Here is a 23237-nt window from a genome sequence, read left to right as displayed (position 1 = left end):
TTATTCATTATCAATATATGATATTTATCTCACTTCACAAAATAATCCTGTGATGCGCGTAGGGGTAAAAACAGAGTTGCGTGTCTTCCTTACAGATCATTGATATTGCTGCTGCAGGTTGAACAGTATTTTCCTGCCGGCATCATTAAGCCCGGGAAGGCTGTCGCCCGGTATAAAATGGCGCTTAAAGGCCATGATAGCGGCCGATGAGTCTTTCACATCGTAACCGATGAGCCGGAGTGAAAGCAGCGGATCGAATGATTCGGGTACAACGGTGGCGCTGGTATCTTTATACCAAAGTCCAAAGCCTTTATCCGCCAGTTGCTTCCATGGGAACCATGCGCTGGGATCTACTTTTCTGCCAGGTGCAATATCGCCGTGACCAATAAAGTTGGCTGCAGGAATATTATATCGGTGCTGCAGTGTATCCAGCAATACCAGCAGGCTGCGGATCTGTGCAGAATCGAAGGGCTCTTTGCCGTTATTGTCCAGCTCTATACCGATGGAAGATGAATTGATATCCGTAAGGTTGCCCCATTTGGCAATACCTCCGTGCCAGGCGCGGAGATAATCGTTCAGCATATGATGGATGGCTCCATTGCGGCATATCACATAATGAGCGCTTACCTGGGTCCTTTGCAGGGTAAACGTTTTCAATGTTTGTTCACACGAATTCTGAGCAGTATGATGTATAATAACAAGATTGGGCTTACGCATATTGAAGTTCACCGTTCCCACCCAGGACGGGGATTCAATGCCACTGGCGCCATTCAGCGCTCCAGGTTGTTGCCGCAGCGTTTTTGCATAGGACCTGGCTTCCTGCCGGTACACCTTGTTAGTAGCAGCATACGGATTTCGGGCACAATAAGAAAGGCCGCCAATCATTGCCAGCAGGCAGCTATATCTCGCAAATCGGGCTATGGTCTTCATCTGCATCTGTTAAAGTTTATACAACACTACACAATAAAGATACTAAATGAACCAATGCGCCGTTTTTTTCATGGATGCTATGAAAAGTGTTCTTTAAGCCATACATTTACATTTTCAATAATACTTTTCGGAGTATCAAAAACCTATGCCATATTGTCTGCTATTGCCTACTACTTGCTGTTACCACTGATTTACGCGTTATCGCTCCTGCCATTTCGTGTTCTTTACCTGGTTTCCGACGCAGTATACCTGTTATTGTATTATGTGATGGGCTACCGTAAAAAAGTAGTTCTCCGGAACCTGCGCAATTCTTTCCCGGAAAAGAGCGATGCGGAGATCCGGCGTATATGTAAGGATTTTTATCACTATCTGTGCGATCTTTTTCTCGAAACATTTAAAACTCTTACCATCAGCAAAACAGCGATGGTGAGGCATTGTAGCTTTACGCCAGCCACGGTGGAGCTTTTTAACCGCCTCGAAGCGGAGAAAAAGAGCGTAGTGCTGGTAATGGGGCACAAAGGCAACTGGGAATGGGCGGGCAATACGTTCAGTATCCTATGCCGGCAGCAATTGTATGTAATTTATCATCCGCTGGCCAATAAACATTTTAACGGGCTCATGTACCGCATGCGCACGCGTTTTGGTACCAAGCTGATTGCCATGCAGGATACCTTCCGCGATATGGTACAAAACCGTGGCGAAGTAAATGCCACTGCATTCATTGCCGACCAGGCGCCTCAACCTAAAACTGCGCAGTGGCTCAGCTTCCTCCATCAGGATACCCCTGTTTTCAAGGGTACGGAGAAAATAGCACAGAAAATGAACTACCCGGTGGTATATGTAACGGTACAACGTGAGAAAAGAGGTTATTATACTGTTTCTGCAGAACTACTCACTGCATCGCCGGCAGAAGAAAAAGATGGGGCGATCACTGCCGCGCATACCCGCAAACTTGAAGAAGATATTGTTGCCCAGCCGGCCACCTGGCTCTGGTCGCACAAAAGATGGAAACATAAACGCACTGCGGCTATATAATTTCTTTACATTACTAAAACTATAGACAGATTATCCTACAACAATATGCTGGAAGGTAAAAAACTGATATTGGCTACAAAGCCATATGCGCGCGAAGAAAGGGCCAAAAGCTGGCTCTATACAATATCAACGCTACTGCTGTTGATAATGGCTTTAACAGGCACCCTGGCATTACCTTACCTGGTGTTGAAAATAATGGCCAGTATTCTTTCAGGATTACTGATTGTAAGGATGTTTGTTATTTATCACGATCATCAGCATCATGCCATCCTGCATAAATCGTGGTTAGCAGAAGTGATCATGGTTACTTTCGGGATTTATGTGCTTGCCCCGTCCAGTATATGGAAACGCTCACATGATTATCACCACAAGCATAATTCTAAATTATTCAGCGCCAGCATTGGCTCATATCCCATTATTACCCGCAAAAAATTTGAATCCATTACACCGGCAGAAAGAAGAACTTACCTGTTCAGCCGCCATCCGATTACCATTGCTGCCGGCTACCTGTCGATGTTTATGATAGGCATGTGTGTGCAGTCTTTTGCCAGCAGTCCCCGTAAACACCTCGACTCTTTACTGGCGCTCATCATCCATATTGGCGGCAGTGCGGGGATAATTTATTTCCTGGGCTGGGAAAGCTGGCTACTGTTTGTACTGGTTCCATTTACCATTGCCTGCGGACTTGGTGCATATCTTTTTTACGCACAACATAATTTCCCGGGTGTCACATTCAACGTGAACAAGGACTGGTGTTACGATAAAGCAGCGCTGCTTTCTTCGAGCTATATGGTGATGAGTCCTGTTATGAAGTGGTTTACGGGCAATATTGGTTATCATCATATTCATCACCTCAACGCACGTATACCATTTTACCGTTTACCGGAAGTAATGCAAAACATCCCGGCCATGCAACAGGTTAAAACCACCAGTCTTGGTTTTCGTGATATCTGTGCCTGTTTCCGGCTGAAAGTATGGGATCCTGAACAAGACCGGATGATCAGTTTGCGGGAAGTACGAACCATCAGGAGGGCTCTGCTGAAGAGGGCGCCCGATCCTGCAATAGTTGCCGGATAATTTTCTTCCGGGTTTCCAGCATATACGCGGTCTGCTCTTTTGCATGCTGCAATACCGGCAACCCTGCAGTATGCGGGGAGCCAGCCCTAAAAGGCGGAGCCGGGTTATACTCAAGCTGCAGCTGTACAATTTTGGCGGCTTCATCTCCACCAATAAGGGCAGTCAACACCAGCCCGAAATCAATACCGGCGGTTACACCTCCTCCGGTAATACGGTTCCTGTCTTTCACCACTCTTTCTTCCAGCGTTTCCACACCAAACATCCGCAGCAGCTCCAGCGAACGCCAGTGTGTAGTGGCTTTAAACCCATCCAACAGCCCGGCGGCTGCAAGCATCAAAGCACCGGTACAAACGGAAGTAATATACTTTGCCTTTACAGCCTGATCCCTCAGGAACTGCAAAATCGCAGGGTTAGTGAGTAAGGCATTGATTCCTGCGCCACCGGGAACAAAAATAACATCCAGCTGCGGGCAATTGGCCAGGGCCACTTCCGGCTGTAAAAGCAGGCCCCCTTCTGCCTGGATAATACCAGTGGTTTCACCGATAATAAGCACTTCAAAGCAGGGCGCTTTTACAAATACATCATAAGGGCCTGTAAAATCAAGGATCGTTAACCCCGGGAACAATAACATTCCCACTTTCAGTTTTTGCATAGCAACATGCTTTAAGATGGAATACAATATAACGCAGACGGTATGAAAACAAGAAGCAGCGGATCGTGTTATCGATGCTGCTCATAAGTATTTATTGCTACTGCCTGTTGTAATTTCTTTATTTCTTCCGGCAATAAAGCGGAGGCATTTACTGCGTTCAGCGCATCTTCCAGTTGAGCAGGGGTACGTATGCCCGCAACGGCACTTGTTACGGCGGGTTGTTGCAATACAAACCGTAACGCAGTTTGTGCTGCGTGCCTTGAAGAAGTACTTGCCTCCTTCACCGCAGCAGCTGCTGTTGCAACCTCTTTCGCCGTATAGTTGAGGTAGGCTGCTGCGGGTTTATCAACCAGCAGCCCTTTGGCCACGGTGCCTCTTGCCAGCACGCCGATATTATTTTCCTGTAACAGCGGGAAGACCGTTTCTTCCGGCCGCCGGTCCAGCAGGCTATATTGCATCATTATGCTCACTATGTGCGACCGTTTAACATATTCACGGATCACATTGGGGCGGATGGAAGAGATACCGTACCAGCGTATTTTCCCGTGCCGTTGTAAAGTTTCAAAAGCATCTATCGTATCGTCGATGGGATCATCAATAGTTCCGCCATGCAGTTGGTACAGATCAATATAGTCTGTTTGCAACCGCTGCAAACTTGCCTCCACAGCGGCCATGATATAGTCTTTACGCGGATTCCAGTCCCACCCGCTGCCGTCTTCCCTCCACTGGTTTCCCACCTTGGTAGCGATGATAACAGATGAACGCCTGTCTTTCAGGGCTTTACCAACAGTGATTTCATTTTGCCCATATTCATACAGATCGGCGGTATCAAAAAAATTAATGCCCCTGTCGCAGGCCTGATGAATGAGACCTGCATTGGCGGCATCATCACTACCGAGCGACATGCAGCCAAACCCGATTTCACTGACAGCGAGATTTGATTTTCCGAGGAGATGATATTGCATGGATTCCGGGTTTATGGTGTTTTTAACAAAGACACTTATGCAGTGTGCCCATAACGAAGTTATAGCCAAAACTTTCATTTTTATATAAATCCGTTTAAAAATTATGGGCCGTTTTGATAAACAGCCCCTGTATCCATTTTTTACGTCCACCTTAAAATAAATTATGTTGCAGTAAGCACGGCTTCCAACCGTATTACCATGAGTTGATCAGTAGAATGGGGCCGCCTGGAAAAACAGCCCCTGCTTTTTTAGTATGTCCGATCCATTGTGAATATGTCTGGTTATTATGATCTGTGGAAGAAATGAGGACCATCTGGAAAGATGGCCCCTTACTTACCCAAAATCAAATTGAACCCATGAAAAGTATTATATCAGGAAGGCTTTCCCAGCCTGGTTTTTAAAAATCGGGGACCGTCTGGAAAAACAGTCCCCCGGATTTTCCGAATCAATCGCAGCATAAATAATCTCTCTGCACCGGTAGGTTTAACATATGGCTTTATATATAAACAACATGCAGGGCTATGAACCTCCATATTGATGATTTCTGTAAGAGGGACCGTCTAGAAAAACGGTCCTGACCTACTATTTCCGTTGTATTTGCACTCCAATTATCGTTTTAAAAAATATACAGGATCAATAATCAGGGGACTACCTGAATAAGTGGTCCCGTTTAGCAAGCGTCGCAAAGACTTCGACTAAATGTTCTGTCTTAATAATCGAATTAACCGGACTGCCTGGAAAAGCTGTCCGTTCTTGTAGTACTATCACCCCTTGTGAAAGTATTTGATTGGTTAACTGTAGCCGGGAACAAACAATGAATACTGTAGCTGCAAGTGCACATGCCATTCCCTTACAGGTAAACCGGTAATACCAGGTCTGACCAGTTGCCGGTGTATCATACCAGCTGCATCTTGTTCCTTATGCCCGTCTGTTCTGTCGTCTGATCAGAACCTGGCATACGGGAAGCAACAATTCTTTCGTTAATTCAATACAAAAGAAAATAACTGGTGATGGTAATGCCCAAGAAATGTGCATGTTTGAAAATGCCTGTTGAACAAAAAAGATTGCATGTGGGTTAATTTTCATTATCATAAAATAAATACATGGAATAGCCCGCTATTCAGCGGAACCAGTAATGGTTGAATAACCTTTATTTTGCAGCCGGGTTAACTGTGATAATAAGGTTATATTAATGCTCAGGACAAACTAAAAAAACAGATTTTCGGTAATTGCATTCAGCGATATATTCATCGTGATAGTGCAAAGATAGGTCGTTGTCATTCTCCGAAACCACGTTCTACAGGCATTATGAGAATGAACAATTCTGAACAGCACAAAAAAATGCTGAATAAAATGAATAATGGCAATTAAGAAAATTATTGTATAAATATCAAATTCCGGTTATCAGAATTAATGAATCAACCGTATATTCATTATCACATTTACATACATCCTTTAACGTTAGTTATTCCATCTCATGCAGCAACAAATTACAGGCGCTTTTTACGGTATCGCTATTGGCGATGCGCTGGGCGTACCGGTAGAATTCAAAACACGCAGTTATCTCTCAGAAAACCCAATCACCACATTCACCGGATATGGATGCTGGAACCAGCCCCCGGGAACCTTTTCAGATGATTCTTCCCTAACTTTCTGCACAGCAGAAAGTCTCATTGCAGGTTATAATCTTCAGAACATGGCGGATACATTCGTCCGCTGGTCGTTGGAAGGCTACTGGGGCGCGCACAACGAGGTTTTCGATATCGGGCATACTACCCGCCGCGCCCTGCAACGCTGTGCCACAGGCACTTCCCCACTGGTTAGCGGCGGCTTTGAGGAATTTGAAAACGGCAACGGATCCCTGATGCGCATGATGCCTCTCGCCTTTTTCCTTATCAATGAAAATGATATTCACGCCCGTTACCAGCTTACCAGGGAGGTATCCGGCATTACGCACCAGCATTTCCGGTCGGTACTAGGCTGTTTTATTTATGTTGAATTCCTGCGTGCGTTGCTTTCCATAAAAAATCCGGGGGATGCGTATTTACAAATGCAGCGGAGTGTAAATGCCTACCTGGGTACCCAACCCTTCAACCCGGCAGAAATAAAGCTTTATGAGCGTGTTTTACAGCAAAACATAGCCGAAATACCGGAACAACAGATTATCAGCTCCGGCTACGTGATACATACCCTGGAAAGTGCGCTCTGGTGCCTGCTGAATACATCCGGCTACAGGGATTGCGTGCTCGCAGCGGTAAATCTCGGCGGAGATACCGACACCACCGGCGCAGTGGCCGGCGCCGCAGCAGGCCTTCATTATGGTTTTGACCAGCTCCCAGCACAATGGGTCGGCCAGGTGGTAAAATCAGTAGAAATAGGGCATCTCGCCAACCGGTTTATGGCCGCCATCAATACTACCAGCACCCAATAAACAGTACCTTTCAGCAAACCGGCCGCATTTTTGCTTTATATGGATTATAGTTAAACTTCAGCTCCCTTTTGCCGTCTAACAAGTAACAGAAAAGAGATACTGAAGAGACGATTACCAAATGTTAAAGAAATGAAAAACAGATTTTATATACTGTTTGTGCTGGTTGGCCTGTTAGGCACATTTACAGTAAACAATGCCAGTGCGCAACGTGTTCATTCAGGCCAGGGCGGAAGCCGGGGTGGCGGCGCTCATTTTGGCGGAGGCGGAGGGTTCCGTTCCAGCGGCCGGGTGTATACATCTCCCCGTTTATATTCTCCCCGGGTGATAGCCCCGGTAAACAGGGGATATTATCACGGATATTATGGTCCCGGACGTGTTTATTACAGGCGTCCCTGGTACCGCCCGTACTACAATCCATTCTTTCCTCCATTAGGATTATATGTTTCCTCACTGCCTTTCGGTTACTTTTCCCTTGGCGCTTCCTTTGGCCCGATGTACTATTACGGCGGAACGTATTATAAGTCCACCGGCGATTCCAAAGGTTATAAGGTAGTGGAAGCCCCTCTTGGCGCTGCAGTTCCGGATCTGCCGGATGGCGCACAGGAAATACAGGTAGACGGCAACACCTACTATGAACTGAATGGTACCTATTACCAGGAATCCATGACAGATAACGGCCGCCGTTATATTGTAGTAGGCAAAAATGGTAAAATAGGCGACAAAACTGTGAATATCACCGATGACCAGGGCAGCAACAACAACAACAATCCCGACAACGGAACCGGTAACACAGATATGATTTCACAGTTACCGGATAACTGCCGCACCGTGAATATCAATGGTCAGCAGTACTTTTTATCACCAGACGGCATGTACTACCAGTCTGTTCTGAACAGCGATAATTCTATCGCAGGATATAAAGTGGTTGGTAAGATGAATGCCGATAATTAAATCAATATAGTTATTCAGTTTAACAGGGGAGCCGGTTTTACACCGGCTCTTTTTTATTCCGGGAACAAGGCTTACCAGCTGCTGCTTGCTCCGCCGCCACCGGAAGATCCGCCGCCCCAGCTGGAAGAAGAGGAAGAAGAAGAAGAGGAACTTCCGGATGAAGAGGAAGAAGAGGATTTGGATATCTTCGGAATAACAAACTGATAATCGTGTGCATAGGCACAGAAGGCGCACACATACTCCCTGATCCCCCATCCTTCCGAGGAAGTAGTAGCCCGCCGTTTGGTCACCGTTTTTTTACATTTATACGTCTTATGCTTACAGGAAGGACAATCTGTAAGCCCTGACCGCATGTTGGTGTAATTCAGTACCGTTTGGGTGTTACAGGTGTCGCAGCGCCATACGTCATAATCCACTGATTCCAGTTTTTCCTCCATCACCTGCCCTTTATCGAGGTAAGTGTTATCTTCTGCTTCATCCAGTTTGTGCATCGGATGGGAGCATTGCGGGCACTCATATACATCATTCCGCAAATGATTGAGCCGGTATTGCAGCCATTTCAGGTAGAGCCATAAATACGGTAATGGAAACACATAACCTGCTATCCGTAAATCGCGGCGCAATACCTCCAGCCGCAGCCATTTGAGATGCCGGTCGTCATTCCGGAGCATCACCGCCGAACGGGCTGCAATAAGGAGTACGGCCACGTGCATAAATGCCAGCCACACCAGGTAATAGATCAGGAATACTTTCAGGAAACCTACATCTGTATGCCGCTTTGTAGTGATGTAATAGATGATATAAAAAGCAACGGCATGAATAATGATCAGCCCTATCCAGCGGGGACGCAGGAATTCATTAGGGATGGCCGATATTTTCAACGGTTCTGCATCAGCATCGTCGTCCCGTCTTTTGGCCTTCATCCCAAAAAAAAGATGCATCATCACCGCCGAAGCGAATAACCAGAATATCACGGACAGGAAGGAGAAATCCCCTGTATAGTCATTAGACACTGAGTTGGTGGCAATGTCTGTTTGGGCGAACGACTGCGGCGCTACGTCCATTGCATCTCCCGACGCCGTGGCCATGTCTGCTACGGCTGCCTCCTGCACATCGCCGTCCGCTGCCTGTGCATCAGCAGATGCCTCCACGGTGCTGTCGGCGGCCATCAGGGAGGCATCGGCAGGGGGAAGCTCCGGCAGCCTGTCGTACGCATAGTTGCCATTATTGAACAGGGAAACCACAGACCTGATGCCATCTGTAAACGCGGCGTCATAGTTATGCTCCTTGATACGCGGTATCATATACTCCTGCTGGATACGGAAACAAATAATATCGGGCATATCGGCCTCCAGCCCGTACCCCGTTTCAAACTCCAGCCGGCGGGCATCTTCCACCATCAATACCAGCAATCCGTTGTTCTTCTCCTTATCCCCGATTTTCCAGTAGTTAAACAGCTTATGGACAAAATCCCTCGATTCATTATCACCGATACTACGCAATATTACCACTGCTACCTGCGCTTTGCCATCCTTATCCAGCACCGATAATTTTTCATTCAGCTCACTTACCGCGGCATCGGAAATAAGATGATCCGGATTGCTTACATAACCCCCGCCTGATTTTTTCGGATCGGGAACATCCTCTACACTGAACTTTTGTTTTTTACTTTGATCACATGACGCCAGGAAACCAGTGAACAGCACCAGCAACAAACATCTGAATAAAAACGATTGATAATTCATCGGGATATTTTCTGTGCCGAAGATATGTTTATTTAATTTTTCCTTTCAGCAGAAAAAAGTATTTTAACTGCTGATGAAGCCTGTTTTAAGCATATGGATACTACTATCCTGCCTTGCAGTCACCCGCAGTTTTGCACAAACCAAACCTGCCGATACCACTGTAAAACCACCCGTACAACTGAAAACAGTGAATATTGTACAGTATAATTTTTTTAAAGATTCTGCCGCTTTCCGGGAAGAGTATAGTAAAGAGATGACTTTCCGTCGTCCAAAATGGTATGAAGTTTACAAGATCACTGCCGTGGATATTCATAAGCTATACCAGGTTACGCAGTTTAAAAAGAATAAAAAGAAAATAGCCTTCCGGCATATGTTATTGAATAAAGAACAGGAGATGTATATCAACAGTATATACACGCCGTCGCTGGTAAATAAGGTGACCCGGCTCGACGGCGACAGCCTGCAACTTTTTATGCAATACTACCAGCCGGATTATTCCTTTATCAAATCCGCGTCCGACTATGACCTGTATGCGGAAATAAAAAAGCAGTACGGGATATTTACCAGGATCCGCGACAGCATACCTCCCCGGCCATAAAACATGGCAGGTCCCATTTCTTTGGCACCCCTGCTGCTAAAAATACTATATTTCAGTATCCATACGTTTTACTATTTCCCGCTATTATTGCGGTAATGGTAACTGCTGTGGCAAAGATTATATAAATTAGTGATCTCAAACCACTTAACGTTGTTAGTTTTAAAGATTCTCAATACAGCTCACATGAAAAGGTTTTTCATATTGGTTGCCCTGCTCGTTCCGGTAGTACTTACCGCGCAAACGAAACTCAGTCAGAATATTGCAGACGATTTCTCCGCACGGGTGGCCGCCCATTACCAGCTGCCGCACGACTCCATCACGGGGTACATTGCCGAACAGCTCACCCGCAGCGGTAATGCCGGCCTGGATATCGACTCCACTGTTTTTGACCTGAAAAAAGACCCGGTAGCCCTGGACGCGGCACTGAAATACCTTTACCAGTACAGTGATTGCAACCGGCAGCGGTTTATTGCCAACCTGCGCAGTATGGGGCTTCAAACCAACAGCGTATTTCCCATCGCCACCTATACCGCCAATAAATACAAAGGAGAGGTGAAAGCCCTCCTGGATGATAAAAAAGATTTCCTGGCTACTTATACAGGACCGGTGACCGGTAAAAAGCCACCTGCGACCATTGCTGAAGTTGCCGCTGCCAACCAGGCAGCAGCCGCCGCACCTACCACCACATCCGGTGGCAATGAAAGTACTGCTGCCGCAGCAACAGGCAACACAGATGCTGCTACCCCGGCTGCGGATACACGAAACTGGGAGGTACGCCCTCTGTTCCAGGTACGCACCCCCGAACAACTGGTAGAAATGTACGGAGCCAACAATGTTACCCAGCATGACGCGATTAACCTCTCCGGCGAAAAAGACGGTGAAGCCTACCTGATATACCCGGATACAGACAATGAACTGGAAGTACAGTTTGACGGTGAAAATGGCAACATCCTTACTTTCTCCCACTACCCCTCCAAATGGAAATCGCCTTATGGCATAAAAGCCGGCGATCCGTTGGATAAACTCATTAAGGTAAACGGCCGCCCCTTTAAACTGAATGCTTTCGAATGGACCAACGGCGGTATGGTAACCAGCTGGAACGGCGGAGCCCTGGAAGGCAAAAACGTGATCGTAATACTGAAAGCCAACAACACCGGCGATCCCAAACAATACGACCAGGCTACTGGTGATAAAATACTCCGCTCGGATATGCCAGCCCTGAAAAAGCTGGATGTTGTCATCGAATCAGTAGCGTTTAAAGCAGCGAATTAAGCTATTGCTGAAAGTGCAGGCAAACATTGGCCGGGACCGGGCTCACCGGTAAGCCAATTTCCGCTTGCACTTTTCATTTAGGCTGATTATCTTGTTTGTATGAAAAAATTTATATTATCCGGCGGCCTCCTTCTGCTGGCGCTTACCGGTATTTCTATTCACATGAACGGACAAACGAAAAAGTATCCATCGCTGAACCACATGGCGCTGTATGTTGTAGACCTGAAAATAAGCACTGAATTTTACAGGGATATTATCGGGCTTGAGCCAATGGAAGAGCCTTTCAAAGATGGCAGGCACAGTTGGTTTAAGGTAGGGCCTCATAGCCATGTACACGTAATTTCCGGCGCAGCCAAAGCCACTACGCACGACAAGAACACGCATCTTTGCTTTAGCGTACCCGATATGGAGGCCTTCATCGGGGTATTGAAAAAACATAATATCGCCTTTGAAGACTGGCCAGGCAAAGCCGGGGCAGTAAATAAAAGGGTGGATGGCGTACAGCAGATCTATCTCCGCGACCCGGACGGATACTGGCTGGAGATCAATGATGATAAATACTGATCATATACACAGGCAGCGTATATGGTTGCCGCAACCTTATTCCAACCGGCATACAACGAAGGCATTGACAGCTTTTTAAGGCCTGATCAATACCTTCGTTCCAGTTATTGCCTGGTATCTATTATACCAAAGCAGGTTTCAAGATCGCCAATGTTTTTGTTGTGATTAACCTCTGTTTGCCCCTTACCGGCCGCTCCGCCGCTACTATCTGAACAGGTCCGTTAAGTAATCGTAAACAGATCTCCAAAATCCCCTTTTTTTCCTTAAATTCATTAACGAGAGTCTTTAGTCATACCCTGCTTCTTATGTCATTACTACTGAATGTTCCCAACGCGGAAAAAGAGCATGCTGCATCTATGGGCGCCCAATGGGACCAGGTAGCGCATACCTGGTATTTACCGGAGGACCGGTACGACCGGCTGATAGACGTGGCCCGGTGGATACCGGAAAAACATCCCGCGATTATCCTGCCCACTGAAATAAGTATTGTACATGCAGGCAGGCCGTGCTGGAAATGCCAGCATCATAACCGTGTGATAGCTATTGCGGGTAATTATTTTTATGAGAAAGATATGAATGAGCGGGATGAACTGGTATGGCTGGCCCAGGATTTCTTTACTGTATTCCAGCAGGTATCTGCTATTTCTGAAAATCTTCAAACACTGCTGAACGATCACTATCCGCGTTATAAGCGGGCCTGGTCAAATACGCAGGAAGATCACTGCTGGTCTAACCACTGTGAATCCTGCAACAGTGTTCAGGGCGACTGGTTCCTTTTCGATGAAGCCGGCAGCGTATTCAACCCAACAGAAAGAACCGAAGCCTCACAGCTGATGATCCGCAATTACACCCTGAAATACGCTCCATTGATAGATGCAGTATATTCCTTAGGCGATCATGCACGGCTTATTAATGAATTTGCGGAAAGACCCGATCTATAACTGTACCCTTGTTCTCAGGAACTCAAAATAACGGGCATCTTCTTCTGCAAAAATCTCTTCTCCCTCCAGCATATACGCCCTTAAAAGATATTCCAGCGATTGCTCCATCTGCTTCAGCTCAAACAGGCTTTCTCCCAGGCGCAGGTTTACAAAGCCGTTAGCCTGTGCATCCGGGCCATTAAGCGCATCAAAAAAGTTATTGGCCGCAGCCTGGTAATCGCCTTTAAAATAGTACATATCGCCTATGCTGGCATACAACCAGGTACTGGCTTCCCAATGCTGCGCCGGTGGAGGCAGAAGTTGCAGCGCTTCGGAGAACCGGGCAATGGCGCCGTCAAAGTCATCTGCATCGGCCAGGTTGTTGCCCGCTTCAGATAAAGCCTCTATCTGTTCGTAAATATCTGCGGGCAGCTTTTCCACCAGGACAGCCAGGCCGGGAAATGCATGGAGGTATTTTTCGTCAGCGCCTTCAAATACCCGCCCGTTGGACTTATGCAGAGCAGTTGTAAAATGCGTTCGCGCGCCTTCCATATTACCGGTTTCAAACAGTGCTTTCCCCATCACGAATTCACGTTCGCCATCGCCGGGACGTGCAGGATCGCACCGCTGCAATATGCTGGCCCAGCGTATTAATGCGTCAGGATTTTTTAAAATAAAATAAGTTTCCGCAATTGCAAGAGCAATATCATAGCTCTCTTCATACCCTTCTTTGGGGGCTGGCAATAGCTCCCATGCTTCTTCCAGCTTCAGTGCGTACCGGGCAGGATCATTGTTTTCAAACAAAACCTCTGCCTCCTGCCAAATGCCTTCAATAGCGGCTACTATTTTCTGATCGGCTAATTCCATATATCCTGGTTTAAAATAAAGTCCCTGTACAACCGGAACTGTACAGGGACAAAAATAAGATGGAATATCTTAAATACTTAGTCTGAATATACTTAGCACTCCTTTATGATCTGTAGGCCAGGTACCGGTTGGCGGCAGAAAGTAATCCTGCCCCTGTTCTTTCTCCCGCCGGTTCCTGATAATACTTCCTGAAGGGCCTACCACGGCGCTCTTTCGCAGGGTGAGCTTCTTGTCGGGATAAAAATAAATATAATCTATCCTTTCCCTTTCATCTGCATCCGGCGCCCAGGCCAGGTTTTTCACATCTACTGCTTTATTATCTGCAGGAAAAGTAAAACCCGGATGGGTAACAGCAGACGGATAAATAACCCGATAGCTGTCTTTAAACCCTTTATCCTGCAACATTACAGAACAGGTCCAGGGCGCAACCACACCATGATGATCGTAAAGATCTTTTGTGGCAGCGGTCCAGTCGAGGTGACTGGCCTCATTAAAATCGCCACCCAGGAATACGATCCGGTTGCGGCTAATATCATCTGCTGCTGCCTGTAAAAACACCGCAACGCCTTCATCCCTTTTGGATGCAAGGTTAGAGGCCATGATAGTATCGAGGTTAGTACAGGGTGCTGCCATTTTTCTCCATGTAACGCCATCATATCCTCTTGGCAGATACACTGCATAATTCAGGTAATCGAGATGAGCTGAATACACCGCTACTTCCCGGCCATGCACATTGGCTACCAGTTTGCAGATTGCGCCATTGTCGCTGAAGATAACAGAGCTGTCTGTGATCGGGTACCTGCTAAGCAGCCCCGCGCCCTGGCTCAGAAAAGAATAATACTTTTTACCTTTTGCATTCAATGAAGCCACCAGCCTGTCGCACAGCCGGGTGTTATTATAATTCCTTACTTCGCTCAATGTTACAAAGTCGGCATCTACAGCAGCTATTTCATCTACAATAGCATTGTAACCACCGGGCACCACGGTTCCCTCCTGCCAGATGTTGAGCTGAAACACCGATAAGCGGATATCTTCCGAAATTCCTTTAAAAGAGAAAAACAATATGTTTCCTGCAATGAGCAGAAATGTTCTCAGATGTCTGATCATATGATGCTGTTCATTTGTCACTGTTTATTGAAACGGTGGTTAGATAATACCGTTTTCAAAGGAGCGCATTTCACGTTGTAATTTTTCTCCCTTGTATTCTTCAGCGAGCTGCAATCTTCTCAGCCCGATCTTTATATATTCTTCCTGCATCTCAATACCGGTGCAGTTCCTTCCCAGGGCTTTGGCCACAGCGCAGGTGGTAAAAGTACCAGAAAAAGGATCCAGTATCCTGTCGCCGGGATTAGAACTGGCTTTAATAATACGTTCCAGGAGCGCCACGGGCTTTTGTGTGGGATGATTTTCATATTCATCCATGCGGTAGCGTACCCGTGGAAAGTCCCATACATTCCCCGGCACCTTTTGCGTGTTATAGGCAGCAGGCGTGCTTTTGCGGTAGTCGATCAGCTTTCTTTTTGCGCCGGTTTTTGCTTCAACCAGTATATCGGCAGCGTTGAAAGTGTAATTACTTTTATCGTTCACGCAAAACAGGATGGGCTCATACATAGACCCAAAATATTTCCGGGCCTGTACGCCGGAGCTATCGTAGCTCCATACAATACGGGACAGGATATTTATTTTTCCACGCAGGTAAATATCGAAATATGGCATAAACTGGGTAGCCGTCATTACATAGAAGCAACCAGTCGGTTTGAGCTTCCTGATACAAAGATCCAGCCACTGGTAGCACCATGTAAGGTATTCTTCTTCCGTATCCCATTTCTCAATATGCCCGTTAAAGTTTTTACCGATATTATAGGGAGGATCGGCGAAGATGAGATCCACTGAATGATCCGGCACCTGTGTTTGCAGGGCCTGCAAAGCATCTCCATGTATTATTGTATGACTCTGGGTACCGAAAACTTCCATTTCCTTCTTTTCTACCGATAAATTTAGCTAAAAAAGGCCAGGATAAAATATCCTGACCTTTTTCCGGAAGGTATTGTAAAAAATGAGTACAGGAATAAATAAACAGTGCTGCAAGTTAGAAATAACTTATTCAACCTGAAATAACACTAAGTGGGGATTATATGATTATATTCGTATAAATACTAATGGGAGATGAGCCTTCAAAAACCCATTTCAATAAAAATCTTCCTGGTGATCTTATCCTGTTTCGCCTGGTTTGCACTTATTCCACAGTTTTTTATCACTATCGGCAACGGCAACGCTCCATGGTTTGAGAATTTCATCCGGTATTTCAGTTACTTCACCCTGCTTACCAACGCCATGGTAGCGGTTTACTGCACGGTACTGCTGGTTGCTCCAAACAGCCGCTGGGGCCGGTTCTTCACGCGTACAGGCACTGCTACCGCGATAGCCGTGTATATTACCATTGTAGGCCTGATCTATAATATAATACTCCGGAAGCTTGCGCTATTTGAGGGGTTACAAAAGATATTAAACGAGGTACAGCATGTAATAGTGCCGGTACTATTTGTTTTGTACTGGTGTGTGTTTGTAAACAAAAGTTCCCTCCGGTGGAAGGATTTTCTTCCCTGGTTGTGGTATCCTTTTATTTATCTTTTGTTTGTACTGGTGCGCGGTTCCTTTTCAAATTTTTACCCCTACCCGTTTATCCATTTAGGCAATATAGGTTTGCAGCAAACGCTGATTAATGCCGCACTGATGGGTGTTTTATTTATTTTAATGTCCCTCGCATTCATTGGCATAGGAAAACTGTGGTCCCGGAAAAAATAGCTATTTACGGGTGCTGTATCCCCTCAGTTTCGCGCGGATATACTTTCCTGATTCCGTAAGCTGATTGGCTGTCCATCCGCCATTGGCAGGAGCTCCCGGCAAAAGGATAGAACATAGTTCATTTGGTTTGTCGGACACCGACCAATTGATCCAGCTCACCTGATTGTTTTCCAGGAAAGAAAACCATGCTTCCCATTGCGGATAGTCGATACGCCCGCTGCCAGTGGCTTCGGAGCCATTGCACTCCGTTACAAATACCGGGATATTTTTACTGAGTGCATAGGCGCAGTCGTCCCGTAACCACTGCCCATGCGACGCCGCATAAAAATGAACGGTATACATAATATTACTGTAACCGGTTAAAGGCGCATCTGCTACTTCACGGATCTTTTGGTCCCAGTGCGGGCAGCCTACAATGATAATGTTATCCGGGTCATATGCGCGGATGCCTGCAATCACTGCGGCGGCGTAGGCTTTTACCTGTTCCCATGTTTGCGTTTTACTGGGCTCGTTGATGATCTCATAAAGGATATGCGGATGATGACCATAAGTTTGGGCCATCTCTTTAAAGAAAGCCACCGCTTCTTTCTGGTGAAATGCTTCACAGTGCCAGTCAATAATTACATAACTGCCTTTTGCCAGCGCAGCATCCACCACGTTCTTCAGCAATGCAAGCTGATGTGCACGGTCGTTCAGATAGGCAGGCTTTACATCTACCCCCATAGCAGCGCGGACAATATCTGTTTTAAAATCATCGGTGAGCCAGTTCACCACCCCCTGGTTCCAGAACTGCGGCCACCAGGTGCTCCAACCGAAGCTTTGTCCACGCAGGGTGATGGTGTTGTTATGCTGATCTTTCAGGTAACGGCCTGATACATGCAGCGCTCCATAACGCTGCACCGGTGAGCCGGCAGGCAACGTATAGTCATCAGGGTTAGTAAATACAGGCCGTGCCGGCTTTGCCTCCGCAAAAAATCCGGCAAGAAATATTGCAACGAAGAAATAACATTTTAGCGTTTTCATATCTGCTATAATTTATCCTGCTTTCTTCGGTGAATCTTTACCGGACTGCCGGATATAGGCAGATGGTAATACCCCGAATTCAGCTTTAAAAGATTTGGTGAAATAATGTGGGGTATTGAAGCCCACTTCATAAGATATCTCTGCAATGCTCAGCTGGCTCTTTTCCAGCATCTGCGCCGCTTTCCGTAGCCGGATGGAACGTATAAAATCAACCGGCGTTTTGCCGGTAAGCAACAGCATCTTTTTATACAGCGATACCCGGCTGATGCAAAGATGCTTACTCAGCTCAGCTACGCTCAGGTTGGCATTCTGCAGGTTTTCTTCCACAAATGCCAGTGCTGCGGCCATAAACTTTTCATCTACCGACTGAATGCTGATATCCGCTACCTGTACTTCTACCTGTTTCGTATATACTTTCTTGATAGTGGTTTGCAAAGTAAGCAGGTTCCTGATCTTAGACAACAGCATTTCAAAATTGAATGGCTTGCAGAGGTAGTCGTTAGCACCGGTTTCCAGTCCTTTCATTTGGTACTCTTCTCCTACCAGTGCGGTAAGCAGGATAATCGGGATATGCGAGGTTCTTTTATCCTGTTTGATTTTTGTACATAGCTCAAGGCCATTCATTTCGGGCATGCTCACATCGCTCACAATCAGGTCGGGATGCAAGGCCAGCGCTTTCTGCCATCCTTCCTTTCCATTGGCGGCTTCCAGCAAACAAAAATGTTCCTGTAAATTGTCTTTCAGGTAAAACCTGAAATCCTCATTGTCTTCTACCAGTAAAACAGTTGGCTTCTTGTTCTTTTCCCGTTGAGGATCGCCATGCTGCTGGTATTCTTCTACTACTACCTCCTTGCCGGCCGGCTGATCTCCAGCAATGATCATTTAACACTTGAAGCCATCGGGTATGAAGTGGGCTATAACTCCAAATCTACTTTTTATGCCGCTTTCCGGAAAATAAAAGATACAACCCCGGCACTGTACAAAGAAAAAATCTCCTGACCCGCTCACTGGTTATCAACCTGTTAAAATTTCAAACAGTACGGTTTTATAAATCCGTACGCCTGATTTCTGCAAATGAAACTACCGGAGGCAAATCACTTTCTAGGTTTGCAGGAAACTGTTATTCATGATAAAATTTTCAGGTGCGCTCGGTATCCTGTTGATCTTCTGCTGTACTGTTCGCTGCCAGGTAATGGTCACCGGGAAGGTGACAGATGAGAAAACCGGGCAAGGCATAGGATTCGCTTCCGTTAGTATTTTGTCGGTAAAGGACTCGGGGCTTATTAAAGGACAGGTAGCCGATTCAACCGGTGAGTTCGTGTTACAAAACGTTCCTATGGGAAAATATATAATCCTTCTATCTTCCTATGGTTATAAAAAAATTTACAGAGATGTATTACCGGTAAACAACCTCATTAACCTGGGACAGCTGGCCATGACAGCCGATCTTACATTACTCAGCGAAATAACAGTTGCGGGGCAAAAACCGGTATTCCGCCGGATGGGCGATAAACTCATTGTTTCTGTTTCAGGAAACCCGCTTTTCCAAACGGCGGCCAATACATTCGATATCCTGAAAAAAGTACCCGGCATCGACATAAACGGAGATGGGAGTATCCAGATGTCAGGCAGAACAACTCCCGCTATATTTATTAATGGCAAGCCGGTCCAGATGAGCCCGGAGGAACTTCAACAGTATCTTGGAAGTATTGCGCCCGACCTGATTGCCTCCATTGAAGTGATCAATAACCCCTCTTCCCGGTATGACGGCGAGTACAAAGGAATTATTGATATTAAACTGAAACAGGACCTTTCGCTCGGCTGGAAAGGGAATGCCGGCGTAGTAGTGCAGCAAAACGCCTATACTACTGCAGACAATAATTTTTCGCTGAGCTATAAAACAAGGAAGCTGGTATATAGCATCCGCCTGGGTTATATGACCGGTGAGAGAAACTACCGGTATACCGGCTTGCAGCATCTGGCTAATACCAATATAATGGCCACCAATACGCAAACAATTACCAGCAACAATAATCTTAGCTACCAGCTGGGTATAGACTATCAGCTATCCAAAACCCAACAGTTGAGCATTACGCCGCCAATCTTAACTATACCGGTAAGGCCGGTGGAGTTACACTGGAGGTACTTGGCAATCTCATGGTGATCCACAATCACCAGAGAGAGGATATCCGGACAAAAAATACGCTCACAGATCATCTGCTGGACTACTGGAAAACCAACCTGTATAACAACATCCTGATACGGTCTGCACAGGCAGACCTTTCAGGAAATGCAGGCAATGGAAAATGGGCGGCAGGCGGCAGATTTGCATTTACTACCACGAAAAATAATTTATACTATGATACCCTCCATACCACCGGTGTATTTATGCCCGACGCCAACCGCTCCAATAGTTTCCAATACGACGAATATATTTCAGCCGTTATTACAATATTACCGGCAGCCAGGTATTTTCCCTGCCACAGCAGGTTACTATTGATATTTCCTATTACTACCGCTCCAGGAGCGGTACAGGATTATACATCTCCAAACCTACGGCAAGTGTGGATGCCGGTATCAGGAAAAGCTGGGCAAAGGGGAAATTTAATACAGGGATCAATTGTTATGATCTGTTTGATACTTATCGGTAAGATATATTTTCCGGGAGAAGAAAATCATTGACAATGCCTTCACTCACTGGTTCGGCAACCGCAGGGCCGCGCTTACGCTCAGCTACAGCTTTGGAAGCTCCACGCATAACAGTAAACAACGTGGTAAAAATGAGGAGGAAAACCGTGCAGGGATATAACATCCCTATCTACTTTGAGCCACTGCGTTATATTTCCTTTCCAGGATCTTAATAACAGCACTCTTCAAATCATCATACTTAAGATCATCGTTAAACCCGATACCGTAGTTGAAATGCGTACGCCCCTGTGAACCACAGAGAATATATTTTGGGCCTCCCATCTCCACGGAAATAGGCGAATATTCCGTTTGTATGGTGAATTCCATGTTTCCTATGCTATCAATCACATAAAATACCTGCTTATAGAAGATCCTCTCTTTAGGCCCTTCTTCATAACGTTCATATGCCTGGATGGCTTTATCTTTCCACCTGAACTGGTCAAAGCAAAACATATCTTCCATATTCCCCTGCAGCATTCTCTGTTTATGGGCATCATATAAAATAGTTTTGTAGGGCTTTGCTTTTTCATATGTTTTATTATGAAAATACACCTGTATCAGTTTAGCATATGCATGAAAATCAGACGAATCTGATTGTATAACGCAGAGAAAAGCCGTTTCTGCCTTATCATAGTGCCCGCCTGAAGCTTCCATCTGGCCGATGTTGTACCACGACTTCGTATATCCTTCCGTTCCACGCGGGAGTCTTGTTGTATTATCGTATAGTGCCTGCAATGCTTTTTCTTCCTGGTTCAGGTTAAAATACACCTGTGCCACCATTAAAAACGGGCGCTCTCCCGGGGTTTTCTTTTCCGTTGCCATCTTGTAATTTTCAAGCGCCGATTCATATAAGTGCAGGTTATAGTAAGCATCTCCCAGCCCTGTATAATACACTGCGGTATCCGGTTTTAAAGCAATAGCCGTCTTGAAGCATTTAATTGCCTGGTCGAACCGGTCCATATAATTAAGTGTGGATGCTTTTATGAAATGTGCCCTGTGATCACCAGCGTCTTTAGCTATAGAAAGATCCATAAATTTCAGGCAACTATCATCCTGCTGCTTCATAAAGCAGGCGTATCCAACATAGTATAATGCCGGCGCAGACAAACGACCTGGCTCCGGTGCATACTGCCGGATAACTTCATCAAACTGCCTGTTATCAATTAGCTTCTGCAGATTTGATACAATAGTATCCTGTGCAAAAGAGACTAACCAGAGGAGGGTTAGCGCTATTGTAAGGAATGCTTTATTCATGGTATTGAGAAATAAAATTAAATATTGTCGGTGCTCATTTGCAGGTATTTGCCCATGTTTTGCAGGAGCAATGCCCGCGCCTTCAAATATTTCCTTCGGAACATATATGAGCGTTTGCAGGGGTTGTTTTAAAAGATAAATATACCGGTTTCTCGCCGACCAACATCCCGCCAAAAAAATTTTTATCCGGTAAAAATTTGTGGAGATACCCCGATGATTGCCGGGAATTTAATAATTTAGGGATAAACCCCAAAAACATGAATCGATACAAACCACTGAAAATTACACTGCCGGATCAATACCACTGGTCAGAAGAACACAATAATTCGAATGGAATTAGCTTTCGCGGAAAATACTGGGGCCAGGAAGACAGTCCTTTCCATGTAATATACATATCCCTTACTATTCTTCCTCCCGCGATATTAAATCATACTGGTGACAGCATCATCGAGACTGTGAGCTACCTGTTACCAGATACGGGTGTCAGACTTGAAAAGCACCAGGCAAATGACCATTATGAAGATTGGTTCTATTCTTTTCGGAATGCTCCCCAACATCCACAGCTCTTTGCGTTTTACAGGAAGAAAGAGACCTGCGTTTACTGCGCAAAAATAGAAATCGCCAGGCGTGAACTTTATGTTGTTACAGTTGAAGACTGGATAAATATTTTCTTCAACAGCAGATAGGCTGCTTTTACTTTATCAGGATATATTCTCCAGGTACCTCAGCACCTCCTCTCTCTTCCTGCTGGAAACCGGTACCTGTTCATTATTCTGCATTTGCAAAATGCCTTCCCTGTAATATTTCTTTACATACTGGAAGTTGACCAGGTAAGACTGGTGGCAGCGAATAAAGCCAAAGGGGATCAGGATGCTTTCGTATTCTATCAGCCCTTTCGAAACAAGGATCTCACGTTTATCTTTCAGGTAAAAAGTTGTATATCCTTTATCGCTTTTGCAAAACATAATATCCTCTATAGATACAATTTCCATATACTCCACCCGCTTCAGTGCAATACGCCTGGTGGCGGTCGCTCCCTGCGCCGCGTAGTGTTGCCTGGCTATTTCCAGCTGCTGCTGGTCAAACTGCTCTTGCTGCCGGTGATGATAGCATTTGTTCAGTATAGCTGCCAAAGCTACTTCGTCTATCGGCTTCAGCAGGTAGCCGAAAGCTCCCATATTGAGCGCCTGTATAGCGTATTGATCATAAGCGGTGAGAAAAATAACCTGGAAACCATCATTCCCTATTTCATGAAACAAGCGGAAACTGTCGCCGTCTTTCAGCCTGATATCCGCCAGAATAATATCAGGTTTCAATGCAGGGATTTCCCTGGCCGCCTTAGCTATTTCTGCGGCATGCCCAACTACTTCTACATATGGAATGTCTTGTATAACCTGCAAAAGATGTTGCAGAATACGTACTTCATCTTCAAGAATATAAAGCTTCATGCGTATTTATTT

General features: G+C 45.8%; 24 protein-coding genes. 13 read left to right on the top strand and 11 right to left on the bottom strand.

All coding sequences use genetic code 11. The features are described from left to right. Positions 1–96: 96 nt before the first annotated feature. On the bottom strand, positions 97–930 hold the full coding sequence (locus FN124_RS16205) for an N-acetylmuramoyl-L-alanine amidase (RefSeq protein ID WP_260607471.1): 834 nt from the start codon (positions 928–930) through the stop codon (positions 97–99). Between the two features lie 54 nt (positions 931–984). Here FN124_RS16205 and FN124_RS16200 point away from each other — a divergent pair, with 54 nt between their 5' ends. Together FN124_RS16200 and FN124_RS16195 are read left to right on the top strand one after the other, a co-directional pair. Further along, positions 985–1965 carry a lysophospholipid acyltransferase family protein gene (locus FN124_RS16200; RefSeq protein ID WP_142685837.1) on the top strand — a complete coding sequence of 327 codons (981 nt, stop codon included), beginning with the start codon at positions 985–987 and terminating at the stop codon, positions 1963–1965. A gap of 45 nt (positions 1966–2010) precedes the next feature. Then, entirely contained in the window at positions 2011–3042 is a 1032-nt protein-coding gene (locus FN124_RS16195) for a fatty acid desaturase family protein (RefSeq protein WP_142685836.1), read from the top strand. Here FN124_RS16195 and FN124_RS16190 read toward each other — a convergent pair. Together FN124_RS16190 and FN124_RS16185 are read right to left on the bottom strand one after the other, a co-directional pair. Beyond that, entirely contained in the window at positions 2990–3694 is a 705-nt protein-coding gene (locus FN124_RS16190; protein WP_142685835.1) for a DJ-1/PfpI family protein, read from the bottom strand. The two genes, FN124_RS16195 and FN124_RS16190, sit on opposite strands and share 53 nt — an antisense overlap. Before the next feature lie 68 nt (positions 3695–3762). Further along, positions 3763–4659, bottom strand: coding sequence for an aldo/keto reductase (locus tag FN124_RS16185; protein WP_142685834.1), 897 nt, complete (start codon positions 4657–4659; stop codon positions 3763–3765). 1477 nt (positions 4660–6136) lie between these two features. On the opposite strand from FN124_RS16185, the gene FN124_RS16180 reads away from it, so the two are divergent. Beyond that, entirely contained in the window at positions 6137–7090 is a 954-nt protein-coding gene (locus FN124_RS16180) for an ADP-ribosylglycohydrolase family protein (RefSeq protein WP_142685833.1), read from the top strand. Between the two features lie 129 nt (positions 7091–7219). Beyond that, positions 7220–8041, top strand: a complete 822-nt coding sequence (locus FN124_RS16175) for a DUF6515 family protein (RefSeq protein WP_142685832.1) — start codon at positions 7220–7222, stop codon at positions 8039–8041. 71 nt (positions 8042–8112) lie between these two features. Here FN124_RS16175 and FN124_RS16170 read toward each other — a convergent pair whose 3' ends face one another. After that, complete coding sequence (locus tag FN124_RS16170; RefSeq protein WP_142685831.1) at positions 8113–9786, bottom strand: TPM domain-containing protein; 1674 nt, start codon at positions 9784–9786, stop codon at positions 8113–8115. A 73-nt stretch (positions 9787–9859) separates the two neighbouring features. Between FN124_RS16170 and FN124_RS16165 the strand changes: the two genes are divergently transcribed. From FN124_RS16165 to FN124_RS16150, 4 genes are all read left to right on the top strand, one after another. Then, positions 9860–10384: a hypothetical protein gene (locus FN124_RS16165; RefSeq protein WP_142685830.1), complete on the top strand. Its 525-nt coding sequence runs from the start codon at positions 9860–9862 to the stop codon at positions 10382–10384. 183 nt (positions 10385–10567) lie between these two features. Continuing rightward, positions 10568–11656, top strand: a complete 1089-nt coding sequence (locus FN124_RS16160) for a hypothetical protein (RefSeq protein ID WP_142685829.1) — start codon at positions 10568–10570, stop codon at positions 11654–11656. A gap of 99 nt (positions 11657–11755) precedes the next feature. Continuing rightward, positions 11756–12220: a VOC family protein gene (locus FN124_RS16155; RefSeq protein WP_142685828.1), complete on the top strand. Its 465-nt coding sequence runs from the start codon at positions 11756–11758 to the stop codon at positions 12218–12220. Positions 12221–12525: 305 nt separating this feature from the next. Then, positions 12526–13161: a DUF5710 domain-containing protein gene (locus FN124_RS16150; protein WP_142685827.1), complete on the top strand. Its 636-nt coding sequence runs from the start codon at positions 12526–12528 to the stop codon at positions 13159–13161. Here the strand turns inward: FN124_RS16150 and FN124_RS31170 are convergent. The 3 genes from FN124_RS31170 to yhdJ form a co-directional block, all read right to left on the bottom strand. Then, entirely contained in the window at positions 13156–14007 is an 852-nt protein-coding gene (locus tag FN124_RS31170) for a tetratricopeptide repeat protein (protein ID WP_221887821.1), read from the bottom strand. The genes FN124_RS16150 and FN124_RS31170 overlap by 6 nt on opposite strands. 69 nt (positions 14008–14076) lie before the next feature. Then, positions 14077–15114, bottom strand: a complete 1038-nt coding sequence (locus FN124_RS16140) for an endonuclease/exonuclease/phosphatase family protein (RefSeq protein ID WP_142685826.1) — start codon at positions 15112–15114, stop codon at positions 14077–14079. Positions 15115–15153: 39 nt separating this feature from the next. Then, a complete protein-coding gene (gene yhdJ / locus FN124_RS16135) occupies positions 15154–15981 on the bottom strand; it encodes an adenine-specific DNA-methyltransferase (protein ID WP_142685825.1) in 828 nt (275 codons plus the stop codon). 192 nt (positions 15982–16173) lie between these two features. On the opposite strand from yhdJ, the gene FN124_RS16130 reads away from it, so the two are divergent. Further along, positions 16174–16812 carry a Pr6Pr family membrane protein gene (locus FN124_RS16130; RefSeq protein ID WP_142685824.1) on the top strand — a complete coding sequence of 213 codons (639 nt, stop codon included), beginning with the start codon at positions 16174–16176 and terminating at the stop codon, positions 16810–16812. Here the strand turns inward: FN124_RS16130 and FN124_RS16125 are convergent, their stop codons facing one another. Both FN124_RS16125 and FN124_RS16120 read right to left on the bottom strand, forming a co-directional pair. Next, positions 16813–17835: a glycoside hydrolase family 5 protein gene (locus tag FN124_RS16125; RefSeq protein ID WP_142685823.1), complete on the bottom strand. Its 1023-nt coding sequence runs from the start codon at positions 17833–17835 to the stop codon at positions 16813–16815. It abuts the gene before it with no gap. A 12-nt stretch (positions 17836–17847) separates the two neighbouring features. Further along, on the bottom strand, positions 17848–18717 hold the full coding sequence (locus FN124_RS16120) for a response regulator transcription factor (protein ID WP_142685822.1): 870 nt from the start codon (positions 18715–18717) through the stop codon (positions 17848–17850). On the opposite strand from FN124_RS16120, the gene FN124_RS31795 reads away from it, so the two are divergent. The 3 genes from FN124_RS31795 to FN124_RS31885 all read left to right on the top strand — a co-directional run bounded on the left by FN124_RS31795 (position 18655) and on the right by FN124_RS31885 (position 20517). Continuing rightward, positions 18655–18834 carry an AraC family transcriptional regulator gene (locus FN124_RS31795; protein WP_142685821.1) on the top strand — a complete coding sequence of 60 codons (180 nt, stop codon included), beginning with the start codon at positions 18655–18657 and terminating at the stop codon, positions 18832–18834. The genes FN124_RS16120 and FN124_RS31795 overlap by 63 nt on opposite strands. Positions 18835–18961: 127 nt before the next feature. Continuing rightward, a complete protein-coding gene (locus tag FN124_RS16110) occupies positions 18962–19999 on the top strand; it encodes a TonB-dependent receptor (protein ID WP_142685820.1) in 1038 nt (345 codons plus the stop codon). Then, the gene (locus FN124_RS31885; protein WP_142685819.1) at positions 19993–20517 is read left to right on the top strand and encodes an outer membrane beta-barrel protein; all 525 of its coding nucleotides are present in this window, start codon (positions 19993–19995) and stop codon (positions 20515–20517) included. The genes FN124_RS16110 and FN124_RS31885 overlap by 7 nt, the downstream gene beginning before the upstream one ends. 132 nt (positions 20518–20649) lie before the next feature. Here the strand turns inward: FN124_RS31885 and FN124_RS16100 are convergent, their stop codons facing one another. Further along, on the bottom strand, positions 20650–21777 hold the full coding sequence (locus FN124_RS16100) for a tetratricopeptide repeat protein (protein ID WP_142685818.1): 1128 nt from the start codon (positions 21775–21777) through the stop codon (positions 20650–20652). Between the two features lie 257 nt (positions 21778–22034). On the opposite strand from FN124_RS16100, the gene FN124_RS16095 reads away from it, so the two are divergent. Then, on the top strand, positions 22035–22463 hold the full coding sequence (locus FN124_RS16095) for a hypothetical protein (protein ID WP_142685817.1): 429 nt from the start codon (positions 22035–22037) through the stop codon (positions 22461–22463). Positions 22464–22478: 15 nt separating this feature from the next. On the opposite strand, the gene FN124_RS16090 is transcribed toward FN124_RS16095, so the two are convergent. Beyond that, entirely contained in the window at positions 22479–23225 is a 747-nt protein-coding gene (locus FN124_RS16090; RefSeq protein ID WP_142685816.1) for a LytR/AlgR family response regulator transcription factor, read from the bottom strand. Between the last annotated feature and the right edge of the window lie 12 nt (positions 23226–23237).

This window comes from Chitinophaga polysaccharea (genome assembly GCF_902150045.1).
Lineage (GTDB): Bacteria > Bacteroidota > Bacteroidia > Chitinophagales > Chitinophagaceae > Chitinophaga > Chitinophaga polysaccharea_A.
This window is presented reverse-complemented; position numbering and strand designations above follow the sequence as displayed.

Excerpts from the sequence above, each read along its gene's own strand:
- FN124_RS16205 (WP_260607471.1), bottom strand. The coding sequence starts at position 930 with ATGAAGACCATAGCCCGATTTGCGAGATATAGCTGCCTGCTGGCAATG.
- FN124_RS16200 (WP_142685837.1), top strand. The coding sequence starts at position 985 with ATGCGCCGTTTTTTTCATGGATGCTATGAAAAGTGTTCTTTAAGCCAT.
- FN124_RS16195 (WP_142685836.1), top strand. The coding sequence starts at position 2,011 with ATGCTGGAAGGTAAAAAACTGATATTGGCTACAAAGCCATATGCGCGC.
- FN124_RS16190 (WP_142685835.1), bottom strand. The coding sequence starts at position 3,694 with ATGCAAAAACTGAAAGTGGGAATGTTATTGTTCCCGGGGTTAACGATC.
- FN124_RS16185 (WP_142685834.1), bottom strand. The coding sequence starts at position 4,659 with ATGCAATATCATCTCCTCGGAAAATCAAATCTCGCTGTCAGTGAAATC.
- FN124_RS16180 (WP_142685833.1), top strand. The coding sequence starts at position 6,137 with ATGCAGCAACAAATTACAGGCGCTTTTTACGGTATCGCTATTGGCGAT.
- FN124_RS16175 (WP_142685832.1), top strand. The coding sequence starts at position 7,220 with ATGAAAAACAGATTTTATATACTGTTTGTGCTGGTTGGCCTGTTAGGC.
- FN124_RS16170 (WP_142685831.1), bottom strand. The coding sequence starts at position 9,786 with ATGAATTATCAATCGTTTTTATTCAGATGTTTGTTGCTGGTGCTGTTC.
- FN124_RS16165 (WP_142685830.1), top strand. The coding sequence starts at position 9,860 with ATGAAGCCTGTTTTAAGCATATGGATACTACTATCCTGCCTTGCAGTC.
- FN124_RS16160 (WP_142685829.1), top strand. The coding sequence starts at position 10,568 with ATGAAAAGGTTTTTCATATTGGTTGCCCTGCTCGTTCCGGTAGTACTT.
- FN124_RS16155 (WP_142685828.1), top strand. The coding sequence starts at position 11,756 with ATGAAAAAATTTATATTATCCGGCGGCCTCCTTCTGCTGGCGCTTACC.
- FN124_RS16150 (WP_142685827.1), top strand. The coding sequence starts at position 12,526 with ATGTCATTACTACTGAATGTTCCCAACGCGGAAAAAGAGCATGCTGCA.
- FN124_RS31170 (WP_221887821.1), bottom strand. The coding sequence starts at position 14,007 with ATGGAATTAGCCGATCAGAAAATAGTAGCCGCTATTGAAGGCATTTGG.
- FN124_RS16140 (WP_142685826.1), bottom strand. The coding sequence starts at position 15,114 with ATGATCAGACATCTGAGAACATTTCTGCTCATTGCAGGAAACATATTG.
- yhdJ (WP_142685825.1), bottom strand. The coding sequence starts at position 15,981 with ATGGAAGTTTTCGGTACCCAGAGTCATACAATAATACATGGAGATGCT.
- FN124_RS16130 (WP_142685824.1), top strand. The coding sequence starts at position 16,174 with ATGAGCCTTCAAAAACCCATTTCAATAAAAATCTTCCTGGTGATCTTA.
- FN124_RS16125 (WP_142685823.1), bottom strand. The coding sequence starts at position 17,835 with ATGAAAACGCTAAAATGTTATTTCTTCGTTGCAATATTTCTTGCCGGA.
- FN124_RS31795 (WP_142685821.1), top strand. The coding sequence starts at position 18,655 with ATGCTGCTGGTATTCTTCTACTACTACCTCCTTGCCGGCCGGCTGATC.
- FN124_RS16120 (WP_142685822.1), bottom strand. The coding sequence starts at position 18,717 with ATGATCATTGCTGGAGATCAGCCGGCCGGCAAGGAGGTAGTAGTAGAA.
- FN124_RS16110 (WP_142685820.1), top strand. The coding sequence starts at position 18,962 with ATGATAAAATTTTCAGGTGCGCTCGGTATCCTGTTGATCTTCTGCTGT.
- FN124_RS31885 (WP_142685819.1), top strand. The coding sequence starts at position 19,993 with ATGGTGATCCACAATCACCAGAGAGAGGATATCCGGACAAAAAATACG.
- FN124_RS16100 (WP_142685818.1), bottom strand. The coding sequence starts at position 21,777 with ATGAATAAAGCATTCCTTACAATAGCGCTAACCCTCCTCTGGTTAGTC.
- FN124_RS16095 (WP_142685817.1), top strand. The coding sequence starts at position 22,035 with ATGAATCGATACAAACCACTGAAAATTACACTGCCGGATCAATACCAC.
- FN124_RS16090 (WP_142685816.1), bottom strand. The coding sequence starts at position 23,225 with ATGAAGCTTTATATTCTTGAAGATGAAGTACGTATTCTGCAACATCTT.